The 22790-nt window shown below is 40.1% G+C and carries 18 protein-coding genes, 1 pseudogene and 2 riboswitches; of the genes and pseudogenes, 14 read left to right on the forward strand and 5 right to left on the reverse strand.

What is annotated here, in order from left to right; translation table 11 throughout:
• Positions 1 to 518: 518 nt before the first annotated feature.
• The 4 genes and pseudogenes from H7J92_RS16700 to H7J92_RS16715 all read left to right on the forward strand — a co-directional run.
• Positions 519 to 1016 (forward strand): annotated as a pseudogene (locus H7J92_RS16700) (class I SAM-dependent methyltransferase); the annotation flags it as partial.
• Positions 1017 to 1280: 264 nt separating this feature from the next.
• Positions 1281 to 2111 (forward strand): alpha/beta fold hydrolase, encoded by an 831-nt coding sequence (locus H7J92_RS16705; protein WP_221838100.1) that lies wholly within the window; start codon positions 1281 to 1283, stop codon positions 2109 to 2111.
• The gene (locus H7J92_RS16710; protein WP_221838103.1) at positions 2104 to 3087 is read left to right on the forward strand and encodes a sensor domain-containing diguanylate cyclase; all 984 of its coding nucleotides are present in this window, start codon (positions 2104 to 2106) and stop codon (positions 3085 to 3087) included. The genes H7J92_RS16705 and H7J92_RS16710 overlap by 8 nt, the downstream gene beginning before the upstream one ends.
• Before the next feature lie 489 nt (positions 3088 to 3576).
• On the forward strand, positions 3577 to 3864 hold the full coding sequence (locus H7J92_RS16715) for a hypothetical protein (RefSeq protein ID WP_009498817.1): 288 nt from the start codon (positions 3577 to 3579) through the stop codon (positions 3862 to 3864).
• A gap of 133 nt (positions 3865 to 3997) precedes the next feature.
• Here the strand turns inward: H7J92_RS16715 and H7J92_RS16720 are convergent, their stop codons facing one another.
• A complete protein-coding gene (locus H7J92_RS16720; protein WP_009498816.1) occupies positions 3998 to 4876 on the reverse strand; it encodes a DMT family transporter in 879 nt (292 codons plus the stop codon).
• 186 nt (positions 4877 to 5062) lie between these two features.
• Positions 5063 to 5911, reverse strand: a complete 849-nt coding sequence (locus H7J92_RS16725) for a pyridoxamine kinase (RefSeq protein WP_221838106.1) — start codon at positions 5909 to 5911, stop codon at positions 5063 to 5065.
• Between the two features lie 292 nt (positions 5912 to 6203).
• Here H7J92_RS16725 and H7J92_RS16730 point away from each other — a divergent pair, with 292 nt between their 5' ends.
• The 5 genes from H7J92_RS16730 to H7J92_RS16750 all read left to right on the forward strand — a co-directional run bounded on the left by H7J92_RS16730 (position 6204) and on the right by H7J92_RS16750 (position 11991).
• Entirely contained in the window at positions 6204 to 6842 is a 639-nt protein-coding gene (locus H7J92_RS16730; RefSeq protein ID WP_221838109.1) for a GGDEF domain-containing protein, read from the forward strand.
• Positions 6843 to 7326: 484 nt separating this feature from the next.
• Positions 7327 to 8022 carry a GntR family transcriptional regulator gene (locus H7J92_RS16735; protein WP_221838114.1) on the forward strand — a complete coding sequence of 232 codons (696 nt, stop codon included), beginning with the start codon at positions 7327 to 7329 and terminating at the stop codon, positions 8020 to 8022.
• A 16-nt stretch (positions 8023 to 8038) separates the two neighbouring features.
• A complete protein-coding gene (locus tag H7J92_RS16740; RefSeq protein ID WP_221838117.1) occupies positions 8039 to 8653 on the forward strand; it encodes a sterol desaturase family protein in 615 nt (204 codons plus the stop codon).
• Positions 8654 to 8987: 334 nt separating this feature from the next.
• Positions 8988 to 11111 (forward strand): ATP-dependent Clp protease ATP-binding subunit, encoded by a 2124-nt coding sequence (locus H7J92_RS16745; RefSeq protein ID WP_221838120.1) that lies wholly within the window; start codon positions 8988 to 8990, stop codon positions 11109 to 11111.
• Between the two features lie 304 nt (positions 11112 to 11415).
• Positions 11416 to 11991: an exonuclease domain-containing protein gene (locus H7J92_RS16750; RefSeq protein ID WP_221838123.1), complete on the forward strand. Its 576-nt coding sequence runs from the start codon at positions 11416 to 11418 to the stop codon at positions 11989 to 11991.
• Positions 11992 to 12032: 41 nt separating this feature from the next.
• Here the strand turns inward: H7J92_RS16750 and H7J92_RS16755 are convergent, their stop codons facing one another.
• The gene (locus tag H7J92_RS16755; protein WP_221838126.1) at positions 12033 to 12593 is read right to left on the reverse strand and encodes an MEDS domain-containing protein; all 561 of its coding nucleotides are present in this window, start codon (positions 12591 to 12593) and stop codon (positions 12033 to 12035) included.
• Between the two features lie 378 nt (positions 12594 to 12971).
• Here H7J92_RS16755 and H7J92_RS16760 point away from each other — a divergent pair, with 378 nt between their 5' ends.
• Positions 12972 to 14111 (forward strand): zinc-dependent alcohol dehydrogenase, encoded by a 1140-nt coding sequence (locus H7J92_RS16760; protein WP_009498806.1) that lies wholly within the window; start codon positions 12972 to 12974, stop codon positions 14109 to 14111.
• A 156-nt stretch (positions 14112 to 14267) separates the two neighbouring features.
• Here H7J92_RS16760 and mgtE read toward each other — a convergent pair whose 3' ends face one another.
• On the reverse strand, positions 14268 to 15260 hold the full coding sequence (gene mgtE / locus H7J92_RS16765) for a magnesium transporter (RefSeq protein ID WP_221838129.1): 993 nt from the start codon (positions 15258 to 15260) through the stop codon (positions 14268 to 14270).
• Positions 15261 to 15491: 231 nt separating this feature from the next.
• Positions 15492 to 15658: riboswitch (M-box (ykoK) riboswitch) on the reverse strand.
• A gap of 467 nt (positions 15659 to 16125) precedes the next feature.
• On the opposite strand from mgtE, the gene ahpC reads away from it, so the two are divergent.
• The 4 genes from ahpC to H7J92_RS16785 all read left to right on the forward strand — a co-directional run bounded on the left by ahpC (position 16126) and on the right by H7J92_RS16785 (position 21023).
• Positions 16126 to 16695 carry an alkyl hydroperoxide reductase subunit C gene (gene ahpC, locus H7J92_RS16770; protein WP_221838132.1) on the forward strand — a complete coding sequence of 190 codons (570 nt, stop codon included), beginning with the start codon at positions 16126 to 16128 and terminating at the stop codon, positions 16693 to 16695.
• 12 nt (positions 16696 to 16707) lie between these two features.
• Positions 16708 to 18237, forward strand: a complete 1530-nt coding sequence (gene ahpF, locus H7J92_RS16775; protein ID WP_221838188.1) for an alkyl hydroperoxide reductase subunit F — start codon at positions 16708 to 16710, stop codon at positions 18235 to 18237.
• A 350-nt stretch (positions 18238 to 18587) separates the two neighbouring features.
• Positions 18588 to 20234 carry a catalase gene (locus tag H7J92_RS16780; RefSeq protein WP_221838134.1) on the forward strand — a complete coding sequence of 549 codons (1647 nt, stop codon included), beginning with the start codon at positions 18588 to 18590 and terminating at the stop codon, positions 20232 to 20234.
• A 237-nt stretch (positions 20235 to 20471) separates the two neighbouring features.
• Positions 20472 to 21023, forward strand: a complete 552-nt coding sequence (locus H7J92_RS16785) for a biotin transporter BioY (protein ID WP_009498800.1) — start codon at positions 20472 to 20474, stop codon at positions 21021 to 21023.
• Positions 21024 to 21115: 92 nt separating this feature from the next.
• Here H7J92_RS16785 and dapA read toward each other — a convergent pair whose 3' ends face one another.
• Positions 21116 to 22000 (reverse strand): 4-hydroxy-tetrahydrodipicolinate synthase, encoded by an 885-nt coding sequence (dapA, locus tag H7J92_RS16790; protein ID WP_040759873.1) that lies wholly within the window; start codon positions 21998 to 22000, stop codon positions 21116 to 21118.
• A gap of 120 nt (positions 22001 to 22120) precedes the next feature.
• A riboswitch (Lysine riboswitch) is annotated at positions 22121 to 22299 on the reverse strand.
• Between the last annotated feature and the right edge of the window lie 491 nt (positions 22300 to 22790).

Raw genomic sequence — 22790 nt, forward strand, 5'->3', positions numbered from 1 at the left:
TAGCAGTGAGTGAACACTCAAGAGACAACAATGTTGGTAAATGCAGTCGAAATGAAGTAATGGGTTTTAGGCGTGAGCTGCGGAAGTGGCACACATTAATGCAGAAGGTATGGTGCAACGCGAAACACGAAACACAACTGTAGGAAGGTCATTTGAATGGCTACAGTTATGTATTCTCCGGTATGGGAAAAAATGTAGAACAAGTGACTGATCCTCCATACAAATCGAGCGCGACCCTGAAGTGAAAAAACACTAACAGTCAGCTGTCGGTATTATACCGGTGGCTGGCTGTTTAGTTTAATTCTACTCTGAGGAAAGATAGAATAATCGAACCATCTACTATTTGCTTCAATAAGTGGTAAGTATAACAGTATTTATATAGACTTTTCGTGACCAATGGAGATCATCCTTAAAGTTAGTGGGGCAGAATAATGCTTTACAGTACTGGTTTTTGCTATAATAACTACTAATATCGCTATGAAATTTTAATAAACAGGGGACTGAAATATGGAGAATAACGTAATAGTGAATCAAAATCTTTAATAGACTATGGGAGCGGTACTGGTCTAATTAGTTTAGAATTAACAGATTTAGTAGAGTCTATTTTGTTGGTAGATTCCTCACAACAAATGTTGGAGGTCGCGAAAGCCAAAATTTCCTGCAAAGGAATTACCAACACAAATGTGTTGTATTCAGACTTTATTGAAGAAACACCTGACCTTAAAGCGGATATTGTGTTGATGTCACTAGTCCTTCTCCACATACCGGACACCGAAAAAATTTCACAAGAATTATTTAGCGTTTTGAATAATGGCGGAAAGTTAATTATCATTGATTTTGATAAAAATGATAAAATAAATCATCCAAAAGTTCATAACGGTTTTTCGCATGACGAACTGAAAAAAAGATTAACCGAAGTTGGATTTCAGCAGACTGAAATCAGGACATTTCATCATGGAAGTCGCATTTTTGTGAAACAAGATGCCTCAATGTTTATTTCCAGTAGCATAAAGTAATGAGTATCATATCTCCAAACTATTAGATGAGCAGAAATGTTAAAAATGTATTGTGCAAAATGAAAATTTTTTTCCACAATCACATTAGAATATTAGGCTGATCCGGTATCTTACTTCTAGAATAACTTAACTTGCAGGGAATGCAGCTGTCATTGAAAGTATATACGATTTAAGATACAATTAGTATCAATAGACTATAGTTATTTATGTGAAATTATAACTACTAAACTGAATTTATACTTTTGAATCAATGGGGGTTCTTTTATGAATCAAAACATCCTTATTCGTAATAACGTAAATGTTGCGGGGAGAGGCACAAAGGCAATGTTATTTGCGCCGGGATTTGGGTGTGATCAGAATATGTGGAGGTTAGTGGCATCTTTTTTTGAAGAACATTTTCGTGTCATTCTATTCGACTATGTTGGTTCGGGAAAATCCGATTATAATGCCTACAGTCCTAGTAAGTATAGGGATCTTAAAGGATATGCGCAAGATATACACGACATATGTGCTGCACTGGAATTGAAAGATGTAATTTTCGTTGGACATTCGGTTGGCGCTGTTATTGGTATGTTGGCGTCTATTCAAGAGCCCGATCGATTTGAACAACTTATTATGATTGGTCCTTCACCTTGTTACCTGAATGACCCTCCGAATTATAGTGGTGGTTTTGAAAGAGAAGATCTTGAGGCTCTAATTGATATGATGGAGATGAATTACATCGGTTGGGCAAATTATCTTTCTCAAGTTATCATGAAAAACCCTGAACGGCCGGAGCTGTCGAAAGAATTAGAGGAGAGCTTTTGCTCGACGGATCCAACTGTCGCCCGGCAATTTGCGATAGCGACATTTTTCTCTGACAACCGGGAAGACGTACTAAAAGTTACGGTACCCTCACTCATTCTTCAATGTTCCGATGATGCAATTGCTCCGATTGAAGTTGGAAGGTATATGCATCGGACGCTTTCAGAAAGCACGCTTTACTTAATGGAAGCAACAGGACATTGTCCTCATGTGAGCCATCCTGAGGAAACTGTCCGTTTGATAAATAAATATTTGACAACTACTTTTGCGGGCTACACTTCAAATGGATGAACAATTAAACGTTGCACCATGCGGATATTTATCGCTTGATGACGAAGGTGCAATTCTGGAAATTAATGAGACGTTGCTCGGTTTACTAGGGTATAATTTTCACGAGGTACAGGGCCGGCATATCAATCTGATTTTACCTATTGCTAGCCGATCATTTTATCAACTTTACTTTTATCCGATGATCCGGCTTCAGAATAAAGTGGAAGAAATGTACATTTCACTTAAATCAAAGACTGAACAGGACATTCCCATACTCCTTAATGCTTTCAGAAATGAGCGTGACGGGAAGATGTTCAATGATTGTGTATGTGTACCGATGAAGCGGCGATATGAGTATGAGCAGGCGCTTCTTGCAGTCAAGAGGGAAACGGACACGCGTAATAAGATGAAGAAAAAGCAAATAGCTGAGTTGGATCTTCTGCGACATGAATTGGAGTCCAAGCAAAATGAGTTGCTGGAGTTAAATAAAAAGCTTCAAAAATTAGCTGTTACAGATGAACTAACTGATCTCAAGAACAGACGCAGCTTACAGGAAAATTTAAGTTTAAACGTCACCTTACACTCAGAACGGTTCCAAACACTTTCACTTCTACTGATTGATATAGATTATTTCAAGAACATAAACGATAATTTTGGGCACATGATGGGCGACAATGTTCTTCGTGAGTTGGGGAAAATACTGAAAGACGAATCCAGAAAAGATGATATTGCCGCTCGATATGGAGGAGAAGAATTTGCAGTAATTCTGCCGAACACTAATAAATCAGAAGCCTTGAAAATCGCGGAGAGGATTCGTTCCCGGGTTGAAAAAGCAAATTGGGACATGCCCAACATCACGATAAGTATAGGAGTAGCAACAAGCTTATCAGGAGATACTGAAAATACTTTGCAATCAAGAGCAGATCGTGCACTCTATGTTTCAAAGAACCGCGGCCGCAATCAAGTCACCCATGCTAATGATTTGGTACACAAATAAGGAGCCCGTGTTTCACTGGTGCCATTTTAATTGGTTCGGATATACCGTTACGTTTAGTCAGGTATAAACCTGACAATCGACTGAAGACAAGAAATACTAAACAGCCAGCTGGCGGCATTGCACCGTCGACTTGCTGTTTTATTTTGTTTGAGACTATTCTGATATGCCGCTATAGTGGAAGTGAATGTAAGTATGGAAAACGTGTGTAATAAAGTTAGCCCGAAATAAAAAGGTATACATCCTATCGAATACATTCTGAAACATCGCATATTCAAGACTCTGGTAAAACACGAGTGAATTGATTTGAATAAAAACGAATTGAAAGAAAGAGTGTTTGTGTTTAAATCATTTGGCGACGGCAACTATTTTTTCACTGGTGGACTGAGTATTGAGGCTGTTTACAATGTTAGTAGAGGCTGATATTTTTTCTTCATTGAGGACACTAGTTTTTAAGAAAGACGCATTTCTTAAAGAAGGAGAGGCATTCTTATGACGAATACGATAAAAGAGGAAGTTAAAGAGATTCTTGAACAGATGATTGTTGGAAGGAAAAATGTCGTTAAAGGCTGTGCTGAATTATGTACCTTGCGACAAGAAGGTTATGAATTTATTTATTATGATTTTGATGAGTTTTATAGTCAGTTGCAACATCATCCTTTACCAGAACAGTATTATCAATGGGATAAAGAGGCATTAGATAAAAAGCTAAAAGAACTGGAACAGTTAAAAGTTAAAGTCATTGCTTTATCATTTGAATTATTAGAGGAGCTAAAATGATAACGCCTTATTAAAGTAACGAGCACAACGCCATACATCTTCGCTATTGTTCATTAAAGAATTGAATTAATTGGACAAAAAAGCGGATCAGACACTGTTCTTCTTGTTGAAAGGTATCTAACCCGCAAAGATTTTATTTTTTCGCCAAATCTGCAGAAACTTCTTCTCCGCCTTTATTTTTCAAGAACATATAGAACGAAGCTCCAAAAATAATCACATAGCCAATAATGCTATAAAAATCTGGTACTTGACCAAGGAAAGTAAAGCCCAATAGTGCCGTGAATACGACTGTAAAGTAGTTGAAAACAGAGACCTCTTTTGCAGGAGCGTATTTATATGCGAGTGTGATGCCGAATTGTCCAACTGTCGCAAAGACACCGCCAATCAGTAAGTAGATCGTCTGCTGCATTGTCATAGGTTGGTATGCATAAATGACAAATGGCAGCAGGATAACTGTCGTGAAAGTCGAAAAATAAAATACGATTGTGTAGAACTGTTCGCGTCTGCCGAGCGCCCGCAGTGCCGTATAAGCCCCTCCGGCAAAAATAGCAGACAAAATTCCGGCAGCATACGGAACAATATCGAGTGAGAATGACGGCTTGATAATGAACAGAGTTCCTAAAAAGGCGACGAGTATACTATAGATCTGAAATGGCTTAACATGCTCTTTCAAAAAAATAGCTGCAAAAATAATGGTGAAAAACGGACTCATTTTGTTAAGCATATCGGCATCTGCCAGAACTAGATGGTCAATTGCATAAAATAGCAAAATGATGCCGAGTGCCCCAAGTCCGGAGCGCAATAGGAGGAGTGGTTGATTTTCCCGCTTGCCAAACAGACTTTCTTTGAAATGAATGACAAAGAAAAATGAGATGATCATCGACACGCCATTGCGGAAAATAGTTTTTTGCAAGGTCGGCACGTCGCCAGATAGTTTCACAAAAAGCGTCATGAGTGAAAAACCTAATGCTGATGCTATTAATAATAAAATACTTTTATTTAGATTGGTCATAATACCCTCCGATTAAAAATGAGTGCCATTAAGCATGGTATCATAACCTGAGAAAGCATGCCGGTTTTCAGATTTAGCGATGGGACCCTAAACAATCGCGTACCTACCACGAACTCTAATCAGATATATTAGACACTGGTTCCAATTATAAGTCATTAAGCCCTTAAAACACTCTTTTGAGCAACTTCACAATAACAGTCTCAAAAACTTTTCAAAATTAACCCCCGCCACAGCAGGAGTTTTTTCCGAGTCTGTGTCCTGAATGGCTGCCGTTAAAAATGTTTCTGCAAGCTGAATTGCGTGTGCTAGATCTTCTCCGCGCATCAGACTGCCCATCAATACCGATGAAAATAAATCCCCGGTGCCGGAATAACTTCTTCCGTTGTACGGAACGGAGCTATAGACGGATTTTGCATCGCTGATATACATATTTCCAATCGATTGCGTAACCGTTTGAGCAGTTGGCGGATTGATTCCGGTGATAATGATGTGGGCATCGGTTTCTCGCTCGAGTTGCTGACCTGCTTCTTGAATCGCTTGTAAAAAGTCTTTTTCATTTGTATAACGATGTAGGGACTCATACGATAATCCAGTCAGCAGGCAGCACTCTGTTACGTTCGGTGTAATAACATCTGCCTGTCTGACGAGTTCCTTCATTTGCTTCAGTAAGCCATCATCAAAGTTTTTATAAGCTTCTCCTATATCTCCCATCACGGGATCTACAAGCAAAATGGTATTGTCTTTATAAAAACTATCCAAAAAATTGATAATATGGGTAATTTGCTCTTTTCCTGTAATGAAGCCGGTGTGGATTCCATCAAAAGTTTCATGCAGCTTACTCCACTCCTCTGCAAAACGTGGCATGTTAGCTGTTAAATCCTCACAGAAGAAACTCGGGTATTCCGTTTGTGCAGAAAAGATGGCCGTCGGCAAAGGACACGCTTGGGCTCCCATCACCGAAAGAACAGGAATCGCAGCTGTCAGAGAGCATTTGCCGAGCGATGACAGATCTTGTATAACAGCGACTTTTTTCATAACTTCCTCCATGAATGTGTGTAGTGAATTTATTCCATCATACCATACCCGTTTTCATATTGAATTTTAAAACTTCCAGCACGTCAGGTAGTTTTTTTCGCTGATCAATAATGGAGAAACCTTCCAATTAAATTGTGTGAAGGATGGGTATCGGTAGGTGAATGATAAAGGCTTGGATGCTTCCCATAAAAAACATTCTATTATAATCTTCAAGACAGTAGTGTCCGAGGTGTTTTTACTATATGATGTAGGATAATAATAGATAGGAGTGTTTGAAGTTGGGAAGTGAGGTATGAGTTACAGAGGAAGGTTCATTGCTGTTGGAATTGTCATTCTGTTTAATGTGATACGGTACTTCTACTATCATCAATACATGGGGTTACCCTTTGAAGCAAGCTTCTTTATTTTAACAGCTATTTTCTTTGCTGTTGCATGGGTTGGAGGGAAGCAATACGATTTAGTTAAGTTCTACGCGGAAAAAGATCCCCTGACGAATACATATAATAGACGTACAGTTGATATAGTATTTAAAAAGCAGGCCGGCATTTGTAAAATGAAAAATAAAAAGCTTGGGATTGTACTTATAGATCTGGATGATTTTAAAGAAGTAAACGATAAATTAGGCCACCAAAAAGGAGACGAACTGTTACGATGCGTTGCCGATGTTATTAAAATGAATGCAAAGAAAGAAGACTTCCTAGTTCGCTGGGGAGGTGACGAATTCGTGCATATAATTCCTGATAGTAAAGAAGATTTTCATTTAGATTATATTCTAAAGTTAAAAGAGGATTTGTCTCATGCAGGAATACATTTGAACATTTCCATCAAAGCTTCGATCGGCATTGCTGTCTATCCCGATGACGGTGAGAGTTTTGACGTGTTGATTCGGAAAGCCGATACGTCGATGTATGATATGAAAAGAGAGAAATAGTATATGCGGTTCAGCAGGCATTTCTACAATATATTAAATTCGGTTGAGTAAATAGTGAAAAGGAGCTTCTCATGAGTCATTAGACTTTTGAGAGGCTTCTTTTGCTATTAGTGAAGAATACCGGATCTCAAACAATTCAGCGACTACTATATAACTATATAAACTGAAATAAATAACTCACACTCAAAGTAAAACGTAGAACCCGTTGATCTACGTACCAGGCGGACGCTTTCCGGGGGGCGCAGGCGAGCCTCCTCGTCGCTTCGCTCCTGCGAGCATAAGCAAAGCGTTGGGAGCATATTTTTCCTTTTCGCCGCCTTCCACTCCAATCAACTGAGTGTCCATTTCTGAACAAACTCATGTAAAAACTATAATTCAACATATATAGTTCAAATAAAATTATCATATTGACTATCTTTTCAGAATATTATACAGTGTTGGTAATACCAAAGAAAACTTTTGGTCTTACCAAGAGGGGGATTCAATGAGTAGAACAAAAAATATTGAAAAAGAGATAATCAAAGCAATTATTCAGGGAGAATTTTCAGCAGGAAGCCAGATGGAGACAGAAAGAGAGCTGGCAATAATTTATCAGGTGGGACGGCCTACAATTAGGGAGATTCTACAACGTTTAAATTATGGGGGTTGGTTAACATTAAGAAAAGGCCAACCGGCAATTGTGAATGATTATTGGCATGATGGAAACATTACGACAATTATAGATATTGTACAGCATTTTGATCATATACCAGATACTTTCGTTCTGTACTTTTTGGAATTAAGAATTGCATTGACACCGCAATATGTCAAAAAAGCTGTCATGCTAAACCATCCAAAAGTCGTCTCCATACTATCTCAAGTGGATGAATTGATAGATTGTAAGGAGCAGTTTGCGCTCTATGATTGGAAGATGCAGAAAGAATTAGCAAGATTATCGAAAAATCCAATTTTTTCTTTAACACTAAATAGCTTTGAACCTGTCTATGTTAAAATGGCTATGAAATACTTCTCCCTTTCTTTTTGTCGAAAAGCTTCATTAAATTACTATAAAAAATTGATGGAGGTAGCACTAAAAGGGGACTATCAACAAGCAGAAGAACTTGCACATTCGATGATGCGAAAAAGTTATGCTTTGTGGGATCGCCATATTTCTACTGAAAAAAACAGGATGAGAATATGATTTTGGGGGAAATTAAATGAATGCAAAGTATTATAAAGAGTTTGCTGCCTTTCCCGATATTTTGATAATGCTTTTGCTGTTTTTTCCGCTCGTTAACTACACCATTTTAAATATGTTGCAAATTGGAACTTGGATTGCTTTCATAATTGGGATGACGGCATATGCGTTAAGTGAGTATTTAATTCACAGATTTCTATTTCATATGAAAACACCGACAAACCCTTTTTTGCTGAAAACGATCAAGCGCTTACATTTCGATCATCATGTAGATCCTAATAATTTGAAGTTATTATTCTTACCAGTTTGGTTCAGTCTACCCAATTTTATCATTGCTTCAATTATCTTTTATTCAATAACAGCGAATCTGCAGCTGACGATGGCTTTTCTTGCTGGGATCATGGCTTATTTTTTGTATTATGAATGGAAGCATTATATCGCGCATAAGCCAATTCAACCACGCACAAAAATAGGAAAGAAAATAAAGAAAGCGCATCTCTGGCACCATTTTAAAAATGAAAACTACTGGTTCGGTGTAACGCATACATCTGTAGACAAAGCCTTTGGTACGTATAAGAAGCAGAATCAAGTTGAGAAAAGTGCGACAGCCAAAAATTTAGAGGGGCGAAGTTGAATACAATAAGGTTTATCTGTTATTGATTAACGTAACAAATGAATAATAATTAAAACGAAATGTACCCTTTTCTCTCTAATTAGAAGAAAGAAAAGGGTATTTTCATGGCATATTTAAGCATGAAAAGGATGGGAAGTAATAAAAGGGTGTAAGGTGTCGCTAGTGTGTCTATACAAAATCTATAAGTGCATATCTACAATACTGATAAGCGATGAAAACGAGCAAATTTCTTGAAAGTCAAAGAAGGTCAGTATAAAATAAAAACTAGGTCAAATATAGTCAAAGTCAACATCCGTTGTCTTATATAAAAGAAAATCATAAGGAGGAACTAATTATGAGATGCCAACACTGTGGAAACAACGAAGCAACGATGAGTTTGAGACTCCAAGTGAATCACCAAGCGATGCAAATGCATATTTGCCATATGTGCTTTCAAGAAATGCAAGGTCAATTGACAGCAGGGAAAGTGCCGACATTCAATACTGAAGCAAATAACTTCTTCCAAGCGAGTGGCGGGAAAAAAGCACAGACCAAAGTGAGACAAACAGAAGAAAATCAAACCCCGGGTTTGTTGGACCAACTTGGTAAAAACTTATCAAATGTCGCAAGGGACGGATTAATTGACCCCATCATTGGAAGAGATCAGGAAGTAAAACGTGTTATTGAAACATTAAACCGAAGAAACAAAAATAATCCTGTGCTGATTGGGGAACCAGGTGTCGGTAAAACAGCAATTGCCGAAGGGCTTGCCTTAAAGATTTATGAGGGCGATGTGCCGGTGAAATTGATGAACAAAGAAGTGTATGTGCTGGATGTTGCGTCTCTCGTCACCAATACTGGAATCCGTGGTCAATTTGAGGAACGGATGAAACAGCTAATTGAAGAACTGGAAACACGAGAAGATGTCATTTTGTTCGTGGATGAAATTCACTTGCTCGTTGGAGCAGGAACTGCAGAAGGATCGCAGATGGATGCGGGTAATATTCTAAAACCGGCACTGGCACGAGGCAGTTTACAGCTCATTGGGGCTACAACCTTGAAAGAATACCGTCAAATTGAAAAAGATGCAGCACTTGAGCGACGATTCCAACCGATTCTCGTAAAGGAGCCATCCGCTGAAGATACGATTAAAATTCTAAACGGAATTAAGGACCGTTACGAAGATTTTCATGAAGTGCACTATCCAGACGAAGCAGTGCATGCTTTTGTGAACTTATCGCAACACTATATTCAAGATCGTTTTTTACCGGATAAAGCGATTGATTTGATGGATGAAGTGGGTGCTCGTTTAAACCTTACACTGATGTCCTCAAATTCGGATTCTCTTACAACTCTCCTTCAGGAAGTGATCCAACAAAAAGAGCGAGCGGCTGAGCAGGAGAATTATGAAAAAGCGGCGAGTTTACGTCAGGAAGAGATGCAGCTGCAGGAAAAATTGGAAGCTTCAAAACAGAATGGTGAAATGAAATATGCAGAAGTTTCTGTCGCGGATATCGAGCTAATTATTGAAGAGAAAACGGGAATCCCTGTAACAAAGCTACAGGCGGCAGAACAAGCAAAAATGAAAGGACTTGCGGATAACCTTGGCAAACAAGTTATCGGTCAAGCAGAAGCAGTCGATAAAATTGCAAAAGCGATTCGCCGTAGCCGAGCTGGTCTCAAATCAAAAGACCGTCCGATTGGATCCTTCCTGTTTGTTGGTCCTACGGGTGTCGGTAAAACAGAAATTACGAAAGTCTTGGCAGAAGAATTATTCGGTTCGCGCGATGCGTTAATTCGTCTCGACATGAGTGAGTACATGGAAAAACATGCGGTGTCTAAAATTATTGGCTCACCTCCAGGGTATGTCGGTCATGAGGAAGCTGGTCAATTGACCGAACAAATCCGACGAAATCCTTATTCCATTCTATTGCTCGATGAAATTGAAAAAGCACATCCTGATGTGCAAAATATGTTCTTGCAAATTATGGAGGATGGCCGATTGACCGATTCACATGGTCGCACTGTCAGCTTTAAAGATACGGTCATTATTATGACGAGCAATGCCGGTACAGGCGTGAAAAAAGTAAGTGTAGGATTCAACCGAACAGAACATGAATCCGTAACTATGCTTGAAACTTTAGGCGATTACTTCAAACCAGAGTTTCTTAATCGTTTCGATGCGATTATTGCGTTCAATGAGTTAACAGAAGAGGATCTCCTGAAAATAGTGGACTTGATGCTGATGGATTTACAAGCCGCCATCCAGGAAAAGCAAATCGATATTACGATCACTCAAGAAGCAAAACAAGCGTTAGTTAAATTAGGCTACGACAAGCGTTTCGGTGCCCGTCCATTACGCAGAGTGATCCAAGACAAAATCGAAGACCCATTAACAGACCTTCTTTTAGAAGAAGAAAATATAGAAAAAGTTAACGTGGATGTTGTGGAAGAAGAAGTTGTAGTACAGAAAGTGTAATGAATGCTGTTTCAGTAAAGAGGCGAGGTGCGTCAACAACTGTTCAACTGACATACGTAAGCAGTTGAACAGTTAAAAAAGGTACTTAAAGTAATCATTCTGCTATTACGGCGGGTGATTACTTTATTAAAACTGTAAGGTGCAAGTGATACAAATCTTTGTCACTATTGCTTTACATAAAAGCATCACACTTTCTCTGCCTGTGTTCTCGCTGATATAATAGTAGATAGGATTTCGTTGGCGGATAACTTCAAGTTAACGAAAATGAGCAAATAGAACAACATAGTCTAAAAGGAGTTTTCCTATGAGTAAACATATAGCGTTCATCGATGTGGAGACAACAGGTATGAGTTCGGATAATAGTGAAGTGATTGAATTAGGGGTTATGTTAGGTGAATTTGAAAACAATCGGATCAGCAGGGTAACGGAAGAGTACTGTGAATTTCAAGAACCGTTCTTTTCTATTCCTTCAATCATCACAAATATCACAGGAATTACGGATCGAATGGTACGTGGAAGAGTGCTTGATATGGATAAAATTCTTTCTATGTTGCGAAAAGCAGATGGCATTGTAGCGCACAACGCTACTTTTGATAGAGGTTTTGTCAGCAAATTATTGCCTGAAACTTTGGATATGAATTGGTATTGTTCTGTCAGGCAAATTAGATGGAAAGATTATGGTTTTGAAAATGGCAAATTGCAACAACTATTGAAAGTGCATCAAATTGAAGTGGACCATGCGCATAGGGCACTTGACGATGCCAAAAATTTAGCCAAATTACTGAATTTCTCTCATCCAACTTTAGCTGAGGATGCTACGTATATTTCCTACTTAATGAATAAAAATCCGTTGAAAAAACCTATGAAATTGCGAAATTAAATAGATCAAAATAGCCTCCTGAAATCTCCCATGTGAAAAAGTTACATGGGAGATTTTCGTTGACAGAGGGATAGTTCATCTTCCCTCAATATATAGGAATGGGTTTCTAGCAATAACTTGGTAAGATTGGCTGGAGTTCTATTCTTCGCATATGCGCACACTTGGGGAAACGCATGCTCTTTGATCAGGCTGTCACCTGCCATCTCGCAATCTCTGACCAGGTGGTGAGGCTCATTTGCGCTAGGCCATTCAACGTGGGCCCATGATCTGAATAGTATATCTTTGTCAACATAGGGCTGAATAGTTTCCTGATAGTATTTAAAAATAGCTGAAGGGTTATAACTGCCGGTAGAACTGTAGAAGTACAAGCTATTGACGAAGTGGACGGCACCCAGTTCTATACTTGAAAGGTGACTATTCAGCACCTTGAGCAGCTCGACGGTAAATTTGTCATTTTCTATTACAATAACCTGTTCGCCGGCTGCAATACCTTCTTCAATGAAAGTGAGAATTTGGCGTTTATATTCTTCGTCATCCATGTATAAGTACAAAATATGTAAATCTCTTTTTTCTGAAATTAACTGTTCTAAAGAAATTTTCAAGCCACTACCCCCTCTTTATTATCAATAGTTCCATTATACGTAAAACTTACAAATGGCACTATAGGGGGTTTGACTCCTATTAGGCCATATAAAAATCTGAAAACACTCAGAATAGCCTACGATCATCTATAGGTACTCACCGCTTGTTTGAAAGTTATTCAATAGCTATGAAAACCTTTTTCCTAAAGAAGCGGTAGAATAAAATTGATTTTCTTAACCTAAATGTGGGTATACCTCTTACTAGGGCACGTCAAACCGCTATTCAGGCTGGCATTCAAACCACCTGAGTTGAATTCAGACGCGGGAAAGTATGCAGGTGCTTGGTACGTATAGATCTTTAATGAAAGGGAAGCTTAAATTGAATGGAGGCGAGACAGTATGAAGGCAGTGACATTTCAAGGAGCGAAAGATATTCAAGTGAAAAAAGTGGAGGCTCCTAAAATTGAAAAGCCGGATGATATTATCGTTCGGATTACTTCTACAGCAATTTGTGGATCGGATTTGCACATCTACCTAGGTGCAATGCCAACACATAAAGATTACGTCATAGGGCACGAACCTATGGGAATCGTCGAAGAAATTGGTCCAGGCGTGGTGAAGGTGAAGAAAGGGGATCGTGTTATTATTCCTTTCAACTTGTCCTGTGGGGAGTGTTTCTTTTGCCAACATGACATGGAGAGTCAATGTGACAATTCCAATCCGAATCCTCACGTGGACACAGGTGGTTTTCTAGGATTCACAGAGCGTTATGGAAATTATCCGGGCGGGCAGGCGGAGTATTTGCGTGTACCGTACGGAAACTTTATTCCTTTCGTTGTTCCTGAGAGCTGCGAGTTGCCGGATGAATCACTCTTATTCTTATCTGACATCATGCCAACTGCGTATTGGAGTGTAGAGCATGCCGGAGTGAAAAAAGGAGACACCGTCATTGTTCTTGGTTGCGGACCGGTTGGACTTCTTACTCAAAAGTTTGCGTGGCAAAAAGGCGCAGAGCGGGTCATTGCGATCGATCATGAGCCCTACCGACTCGAGCACGCCGTTCGAACAAATAAAGTGGAAGCGTTTAACTTTGATGAGATGGATGAAATCGGCAATCATATGAAGGAATTGACACATGGTGGAGCTGATATCGTTATCGATTGTGTCGGTATGGATGGCAAGAAAAATGTTCTCGAGAAGGTCGGACAAAAGATGAAACTGCAAGGCGGTACGACGAGTGCGATCGAAATCGGACTGGAATCTGTCCGTAAGTTTGGAACCATTCAGCTGACAGGTGTGTATGGATCTCTGTATAATGCTTTTCCGCTCGGTAAGATTTGGGAACGAAACGTAACATTGAAAATGGGTCAAGCTCCAGTCGTTCATACAATGCCGTTGCTTTTTGAGCAAATTACTTCAGGTAAATTCGATCCGACGGACATCATAACTCATGTTGTACCACTTGACGATGCGGCGGATGCCTACCAAAAGTTTCACGATCACGAAGATAATTGTATAAAAGTGATATTAAAACCGTAATATTTTGAGTGGCTTAATGAAAACCCTTCATGAGTGTGTAAACGAACGATTGATTTACAGATAAGCAGAATGATTTTTTAGACATCAGTGAGAGGCAACAGATCCCTAAACAATTTAGAACCTTTAATGGATCTGGTGCCTCTCACTAAGTTTTTTTCACATTAGTTTCGAAATGAATATGGTCGCGACGCCAAAGTAGATGAGAAGCGACAAAATATCATTAATGGTTGTGATAAGCGGACCTGATGCTACGGCAGGATCGACTTTGAATTTGTAAAGAAGGAGCGGGATAACCGTTCCTGCAAGTGTCCCGATTATAAGTGTGGCAAGAAGTGATGAGCCGACGACAAGACCAAGCGTCAAACTCCCCCGCCATACAAAGGCAATGATTGCGATAACAATCGCACATGTAATGCCTATAATAATCCCAACAATCAATTCTCGAAATAAAAGCTTCATCGACTTATTAAACGTAATATCCTCTGAAACAAGACCGCGGACAACAACAGCGAGTGATTGTGTTCCTGTATTTCCGGTCATCCCGGCAATCATCGGCATGAAAAATGCCAGTGCAACAACCGCCTCTAATGTAGCTTCAAACCTTTCAATAATACCACCTGATATAAGACCGATGAATAGTAATAAAACAAGCCAGGGCAATCTTCTCCAAGCAGCAACGAAAGGATTCGTCCGAAAATCGATTTCTTTCCCGGAAGCAGAAAGCTTGCGGATATCTTCATCAGCTTCCTGCTGAATTACATCTAAAATCTCTTCAACGTGGATAACACCGATTAGTTGGTTTGCACGATTGACGACAGGAATCGATACGAGGTCTTTATCACGGAAAACTTTTGCCGCCTCCTCTTGGTCTAAATCGGTTGGAAACGAAATGATATCTGTCTCCATAATGTTTATTATCCATTCATCATCTGAAGCGCCAAGTAGTTCGCGGATGGATAATACACCTATCAGTTGACTGTCCGAATTAAGGATATACAAGTAGTGGATATTTGTTCTTCCTTGTACGTTTTTCCGAAGATGGGAAATAGCATTCTCAGCTGTATACGTATCTTGAAGGGCGATAAACCCTTCTTTCATAAGTGTGCCGGTCGTTTCGTGTTTGAAAACGCCATTCGTCATGTTGTTCATGATGTGGGCCTCCTTAGTCCGTCCACTTCCGCACGAGATGAGGGGGAGTGGACGTATTCTCTTTAATTTTCAATTCTTTGGATCTTAACCAACTGGGGGGTTCTGAGCTCGTCGGACTACACATCCCCATCACCTCCTTTCATGAATAGCGTCTAGCTGTTGATTCCTCGAAAAATGAAAAAACACCCCTCTACGAAAGAAGGGTGTTCAATAGAAAAACAATATCATCAAATAAACCCTCTTCGTAGAGCTTTAGCACTATATGGCATAGGATGATATCATCCAGCTACATTAAAAACTACCTTAGGTCGATAGTTCCTGTTGACCCATTGGTGTCTTTCGACATTTCTGGGCAGTAGCGTATCTCCATATAGGAGCCTCACCTAACGAGGAATCCTAACTTCAATTATCAATTGCAAACCCACTATACAGGCCATTCAATGCTTTGTCAAACCAAGGCGGACTTTTACTCAATATGGTACTAGGATACTGTCTAATTAAAAAATTAATATAGATCTTTCATTAGGGGTAGGGAATATTCTCCGAACAATAATTCAGCACGTTAATTGAGAAATCGAAGGTTGAAATAAATACATTCCTTTCAGTTTAGAGATCGTAAATAACATATTATTTTGTAGTCCGATGTAATTTTGTGTCTCATTATTGGCGTATTAACACAGTTTTCCGAATTGCCGAGAGTATTATTATTGACAATGAATAGAGTTTATATAATAATGAGTATGTAATTAGAATTATTATAGTTAAGCAGTGATAGTTGGAATTTAATTATTACTGTAGTTTAGGGCGCGATGAAATGTCCTAAACTAACTATGCAAAAAAACACAACACATAGGAGGAATTTTTCATGTCTTTAATTGGAAAAGAAATACTTTCATTCAATGCATCAGCGTACAATAGTGGTACTGGCGAGTTCATCGAGGTCTCTGAACAAAATCTTAAGGGTCAGTGGAGTGTCGTTTGCTTTTACCCAGCAGACTTTACATTCGTTTGCCCAACTGAATTAGGAGATCTTCAAGATCAATATGCGACACTTAAAGAACTTGGTGCTGAAGTATATTCTGTTTCAACAGATACGCATTTCACACATAAAGCATGGCATGATCACTCAGATGCGATTAGCAAACTTGAATATATTATGATCGGTGATCCTTCTCAAACAATTTCACGCAACTTTGATGTGTTGGATGAAGCAGCAGGTCTAGCACAACGCGGTACATTCATTATTGATCCAGATGGCATCGTCCAAGCAGCTGAGATCAATGCAGACGGAATCGGTCGGGATGCAAGCATTCTTGTTAATAAAATCAAAGCAGCACAATATGTTCGCAACAATCCAGGTGAAGTTTGCCCGGCTAAATGGAAAGAAGGCGAAGAAACACTTAAGCCTAGCCTAGACCTTGTAGGTAAAATTTAAGGAGTAGATTTAATAATGCTTGATGCAGATATTAAAGCACAATTAGCCCAATATCTTGAAATGATGGAGGGAGATGTGCTGCTAAAAGTTAGTGTGGGAGAAGACAAGGTTTCGCGTGAAATGGCGTCATTAGTGGATGAATTAGCCACTATGTCCTCCCGCATTAAAGTAGAAATGGTGGATTTGGAAAGAACACCAAGCTTTAGCGTCAATCGGATCGGTGAAGATACGGGCATTACGTTTGCCGGTATCCCACTGGGACACGAATTCACTTCATTAGTTCTTGCTCTATTGCAAGTGAGCGGCAGAGCTCCGAAAGTAGACGAGAAAGTAATCGAACAAGTGAAAAACATCGAGGGTGAGTTTCACTTTGAATCATATATCAGTTTGAGCTGTCAAAACTGTCCAGAAGTTGTACAAGCACTTAACGTTATGAGTGTGTTAAACCCGAATATTACTCATACGATGATTGATGGCGCAGTGTTTAAAGAGGAAGTAGAAAGTAAAAACATTCTGGCTGTCCCAACGGTATACTTGAACGGAGAACCATTCTCGAGCGGTCGTAAATCACTAGAAGAAATTCTAGCCGAGATGGGAAGCGGACCAGATGCATCAGAACTCGCTGACAAAGATCCATTTGATGTACTCGTTGTTGGCGGTGGACCTGCTGGTGCAAGTGCTGCAATTTATGCGGCACGTAAAGGTATCCGTACGGGTATTGTTGCCGATCGTTTCGGTGGTCAGATCCTTGACACGGCTGCGATCGAAAACTTCATTAGTGTGAATCGCACGGAAGGCCCTAAGCTTGCCGCAAGTCTTGAAGAGCACGTCAAAGACTATAATATTGATGTGATGAACTTACAGACTGCGAAACGTTTGGAAAAGAAAGACCTCATTGAAATTGAGCTAGAAAACGGTGCCGTTCTAAAAAGTAAATCCGTTATTCTTTCAACTGGAGCTCGTTGGCGTAATGTCGGCGTCCCTGGTGAAGCTGAATTCAGAAATAAAGGAGTCGCATACTGTCCACACTGTGATGGTCCTTTGTTTGAAGGCAAAGACGTTGCTGTCATCGGCGGAGGAAACTCCGGTATCGAAGCCGCAATTGACCTAGCAGGAATTGTGAACAAAGTAACCGTTCTTGAATTCGCGTCTGAGTTGAAAGCTGATTCTGTTCTGCAAGAGCGTCTGTATAGTCTTCCGAATGTAACGGTTCACAAGAACGTTCAAACGAAAGAAATTACAGGCACGGACAGCGTGAATGGTATCACGTACATCGAACGAGACTCAGGTGAGGAAAAGCATATCGAACTAGCTGGCGTATTTGTTCAAATCGGTCTTGTGCCGAATACAGATTGGCTAGGTGATGCAGTCGAACGCAATAAATTCGGCGAAATCCTTGTTGATAAGCGCGGAGCGACAAATGTACCTGGAGTATTTGCTGCAGGAGACTGTACAGATAGTGCGTATAAACAAATCATTATTTCAATGGGATCAGGAGCGACTGCATCTTTAAGTGCATTCGACTATCTAGTCCGGAATTAATGAATGGGTATGAACCATCGTATGGTTTGAAACGATACAAAGAGGAACAGGTCGAAATTGACCTGTTCCTTTTTGGTTTGTTTTTTATCAGTGAACCCACTGTCAAAATCAAAAGAGAGTAGACACACTAAAAAAGTCCATATAAGAGTGAAAAATGCAAGTGAGAGAATTATAGACTTGTATGCAGGAGGGATAGTTGTCAAGATAATCCACGGTAAATAGGTATCCTGAAAATGCTTTCTCAGTGTTTGTAATCTTTGCAGATAGGGTAACATAGTACTAATACTGGTTACTAACGGTATATTGCTTTTGTGCGCTTGATTTACAACATTTACAGAGGAGGTATTCTGTTGGGAAAAGGTAAAGACAATGAGAAGCAGAATGGGCAAGAGGTGAAGCGCGAAACCCTTACGACGCGGCAAGGGCATCCAGTTGTAGATAATCAAAATATACGTACGATTGGAGACCGTGGTCCAGCTACATTGGAGAATTACCACTACATCGAGAAGATCTCTCACTTTGATCGTGAAGAAATACCTGAACGTGTCGTACATGCTCGGGGCAGTGGCGCGTTCGGTTATTTTGAGACATACGGAAAAGCCGGAGATGAACCGGTAGAGAAGTATACACGTGCCAAAGTATTTTCGGGATCTGGTAAACGGACCCCGGTTCTCGCGCGCTTTTCGACGGTCGCTGGCGCAAAGGATTCCCCTGAAACTGCTCGGGATCCACGAGGCTTTGCGGTAAAGATGTATACCGAAGACGGTAACTGGGACTTGGTTGGCAATAATTTGAAGATTTTCTTCGTCCGCGATGCGATGAAATTCCCAGATATGATCCATGCATTTAAAGCGGATCCTGTTTCCAATGTGCCTCACCCGCAACGAATGTTTGACTTCGTTTCACGCTCGCCGGAATCGATTCATATGATTACCTTCTTGTTCTCTCCGTGGGGTATTCCAGCAACATATCGTCACATGCAAGGCTCCGGAGTCAATACGTATAAGTGGGTCAATGATAAAGGAGAAGCTGTTCTAGTGAAATATCACTGGGAACCGAAACAGGGAATCCGCAACTTGACACAGGAAGATGCGAATGCCATTCAAGCAAAAAATGTTGGACATGCGACACAGGATTTGCATGAAGCAATCGAGCGCGGAGACTTTCCTGAATGGGAAATGTTTGTACAGATTATGGAGGATGGCTATCATCCTGAACTTGACTTCGATCCGCTCGATGATACAAAACTTTGGCCTGAAGATAAATTTCCATGGCTGCCAGTTGGGCGTATGGTACTCGATCGTAATCCGGAAGATTTCCATACGGATATTGAACAAGCTGCATTTGGAACAGGAGTATTAGTAGATGGCATGGATTTTTCGGATGACAAGATGCTGCAAGGCCGTACGTTTTCCTACTCCGATACACAGCGTTACCGGGTAGGAACCAACTACTTGCAGCTACCTGTGAACGCGCCTAAAACAGCAGTCCGAACTAATCAGCAACGCGGTCAAATGGATCACCGCGACCCGCGTGAATCAGGTGAAAATCCACATATCAATTACGAACCATCTATGCTTGGCGGATTTAAGGAAAATGGTGCAGAACGACCTCCGCATCGACCAACATATAACGCAGCTGCAATGAGCGCACCGATTGACCGCCCGAATAATTATGGCCAGGCAGGCGAAACGTTTCGCAGCTTTGAAGAGTGGGAACGAGAAGAATTAATTAAAAACCTATCGGACGCACTCGCTGTTTGTGATCCAAGCATTCAAGACGCAATGGTGGAGCATTTTACGAAGGCAGACGAGAACTATGGCCGTCTTGTAAAAGAAGGCATTGACCAGAAAATGAAGGAACTGAAGGAAATGTCGGCAGAGCAAACCATTCCAGGACGTGAATCCGGACAGTCGAAATTTGGACAAGGCACGCCTGAAGCAAAAGAGGCTGTTGAAGACGCAGTAGAAAAAGGACATGAGGCAGACCCTTATTAAGCTGCCAAACCAGTATCGCCCTTATCTCTCTTCCACTGAGAGATAAGGGATTTTTAAATTCAGGAAAATTCAAATGTCAATGTTTGTAGGCATTGCCGCAAATCTTAAAACAAAAAAGAATAGCCTTACAACCGGTATTTTATTAATGAAAAACAATTGACATACAAATTTATGTAATATAAAATAATTGTCAACCGAGTGGTTTTATTAGTTGACTAAAGTAGGGGGATACTGGGAATGACAGATTCAAGATCTAAACTTCAAATGATGATTGTCACTGCATTATTTGCGGCAATTATTGGGGTAATGGCACAGCTGACCATTCCGCTGCCGTTGGTTCCGATTACCGGGCAAACATTGGCAATTGGTTTGGCTGCAACGATTTTAGGTTCTCGTTATGGAACTATTTCAGTGCTTGTTTATTTAGCGATGGGTGCGGTAGGAATTCCTGTGTTTTCAGGGATGTCTGCAGGATTAGGTGTCGTTTTTGGTCCGACAGGTGGATTCCTCGTTGGCTTTATTCCGGCTACATTCATTATGGGGTATTATATGGAACGCACTAGTTTTTCTTTTGGACAGGCCATGATTGCAAATGTTATTGGAATGTTCATCACGTTGTTCTTCGGAACAGTTTGGCTGAAATTTATAGCTGAACTTTCTTGGACTGCTGCATTTATGGCAGGATTTGTACCGTTCTTAATTGGCGGGTTCATCAAAGCGTTTCTTGCTGCATGGGCAGGGATATTGATACGTGGTCGATTAATGGCTAATCGGTTATTGCTTGCTTAAAGTGAATAAGGTACCAAGTTCGCAGAAGGATCTGGATACATTGCGAACTTGGTACCTTTTATTGGGTTTCAGCATAATTGCAGAATTTACTTTTAGAAAGTTATTTCCTCATGGATAGCTAAAACTTGCTTTAAAGATTTTAGCTGTGAGTCAGGTAAAGGGAGTATAGGCAAACGTACGCCCCCGACAGGTACCCCTTTTAAGTTTAATGCCGCTTTAACAGATGATGGGTTCGGTGCGGCAAAGAGTTCTTTCATGATTGGCAGAAGACAGCGGTGTTCGTTGGCTGCTTCCTGGACGTTGCCATTTTTGAAATGGTTGATCATCGTTTGCATTTCATTGCCGATCACGTGTGCAGACACGGAAACGACTCCTGTTCCGCCGATTGCTAGTACGGGAAGTGTTAGTCCATCATCACCGCTATATAAGGAGAAGTCCTTAGGCGTATGGTCAATGATCTCAGCCATCGTATCTAAATTTCCGCTCGCTTCTTTGACAGCAACGATGTTCGGAATTTCGGCTAGTCTGATGATCGTCTCTGCACTCATGTTGACAGCACTGCGTCCAGGAATATTGTACAGCATAACTGGCAGTGAAGTAGCTTCTGCAATTGTCTTGAAGTGCTGATACATGCCTTCTTGACAAGGCTTATTGTAATAAGGCGCAACGAGCATGATCGCATCGACTCCGGCGTCCTCCGCTTGTCTTGTCAGTTCAATTGATTCTCTCGTGTTGTTTGTACCTGTTCCAGCAATGACTGGTGCTCTTCCACCGGTCACTTCCACGGTGAACTTGAATAGCTCCACTTTTTCTTCGTTCGTCAACGTAGGCGATTCTCCCGTTGTACCTGAAACGACCAGACCATCCGATCCATTGGCAAGTAAATGATTGATCAAGTTTTTGGTAGCGGCAAAGTCAATTTCTCCTCGTCCATCAAACGGAGTTACCATAGCAGTTACAATTTGTCCAAAATTCATCTTTTCTCCACATCCTATCTTTTTATTAAAAAACATAGAGGGTGGAGGGCGGGTAAGTCATTGAACGCAAAAAGCAGCAACGAGGGGCTCGTTACTGCTTTGAAATAATGAATTATTTCTTTGCAAGATAGCCCTCCATATAGTCGCCTATATGACAATTCTGCACTTGTTCAGCCCAGAACCAGCTTCGAGACAATGAGAATCTCTTCCGCTTCGGCAAATTCCCCTTTCCACAATCTTCATAGGATCTCATCATCCTCGAATTGTGTACTGATGGTTTTTGCGCCTCTATCCTTACTTCGAAGGTTTCGAAATAAGTGAATGTTTAATTACTACCACTCTACCTGTTATCTAATGCAATTGCAACTTAAACTTATTGAAACTATAAATGCTGAATCTTATAGAGATTTTTGATGTTCTTTTTTGTCTTTATAAATGCTAAAGATTTATTTTCGTGAACAACTTTTTATCAAAAATCAACGATGCTTAAGTTGGTAGTGATGGTATAGCTTTCCATATATAATCTAAAAAGTTAGATAACGCATAGTTAAATGCTATAACCTTATATACAAAAGTTATTTGTAATGTTTAGACTATTAAAATATACTTACAATAAGATGATGATGTGGTAATAAAAGTTTTTTAGTGCATAAAAATAAATAGGGGGTTAAGGGACTAAGGTTGAACTTCATTATCTTGAGGCCAAAAATGTAAGCGGTTAAATTGTCTGAATCGACATCTCGTATTAATTTTTCGTTTTATTTTTTAAAAAGTTTAGTAGTTTTAAAAA

Source organism: Sporosarcina aquimarina (genome assembly GCF_019748715.1).
Classification (GTDB): domain Bacteria; phylum Bacillota; class Bacilli; order Bacillales_A; family Planococcaceae; genus Sporosarcina; species Sporosarcina newyorkensis.

Excerpts from the sequence above, each read along its gene's own strand:
- H7J92_RS16750 (WP_221838123.1), top strand. The coding sequence starts at position 11,416 with ATGAGTAAACATATAGCGTTCATCGATGTGGAGACAACAGGTATGAGT.
- H7J92_RS16745 (WP_221838120.1), top strand. The coding sequence starts at position 8,988 with ATGAGATGCCAACACTGTGGAAACAACGAAGCAACGATGAGTTTGAGA.
- H7J92_RS16730 (WP_221838109.1), top strand. The coding sequence starts at position 6,204 with ATGAGTTACAGAGGAAGGTTCATTGCTGTTGGAATTGTCATTCTGTTT.
- H7J92_RS16785 (WP_009498800.1), top strand. The coding sequence starts at position 20,472 with ATGACAGATTCAAGATCTAAACTTCAAATGATGATTGTCACTGCATTA.
- H7J92_RS16710 (WP_221838103.1), top strand. The coding sequence starts at position 2,104 with ATGGATGAACAATTAAACGTTGCACCATGCGGATATTTATCGCTTGAT.
- H7J92_RS16740 (WP_221838117.1), top strand. The coding sequence starts at position 8,039 with ATGAATGCAAAGTATTATAAAGAGTTTGCTGCCTTTCCCGATATTTTG.
- mgtE (WP_221838129.1), bottom strand. The coding sequence starts at position 15,260 with ATGAACAACATGACGAATGGCGTTTTCAAACACGAAACGACCGGCACA.
- H7J92_RS16725 (WP_221838106.1), bottom strand. The coding sequence starts at position 5,911 with ATGAAAAAAGTCGCTGTTATACAAGATCTGTCATCGCTCGGCAAATGC.
- H7J92_RS16715 (WP_009498817.1), top strand. The coding sequence starts at position 3,577 with ATGACGAATACGATAAAAGAGGAAGTTAAAGAGATTCTTGAACAGATG.
- H7J92_RS16735 (WP_221838114.1), top strand. The coding sequence starts at position 7,327 with ATGAGTAGAACAAAAAATATTGAAAAAGAGATAATCAAAGCAATTATT.
- dapA (WP_040759873.1), bottom strand. The coding sequence starts at position 22,000 with ATGAATTTTGGACAAATTGTAACTGCTATGGTAACTCCGTTTGATGGA.
- H7J92_RS16720 (WP_009498816.1), bottom strand. The coding sequence starts at position 4,876 with ATGACCAATCTAAATAAAAGTATTTTATTATTAATAGCATCAGCATTA.
- H7J92_RS16760 (WP_009498806.1), top strand. The coding sequence starts at position 12,972 with ATGAAGGCAGTGACATTTCAAGGAGCGAAAGATATTCAAGTGAAAAAA.
- ahpC (WP_221838132.1), top strand. The coding sequence starts at position 16,126 with ATGTCTTTAATTGGAAAAGAAATACTTTCATTCAATGCATCAGCGTAC.
- H7J92_RS16705 (WP_221838100.1), top strand. The coding sequence starts at position 1,281 with ATGAATCAAAACATCCTTATTCGTAATAACGTAAATGTTGCGGGGAGA.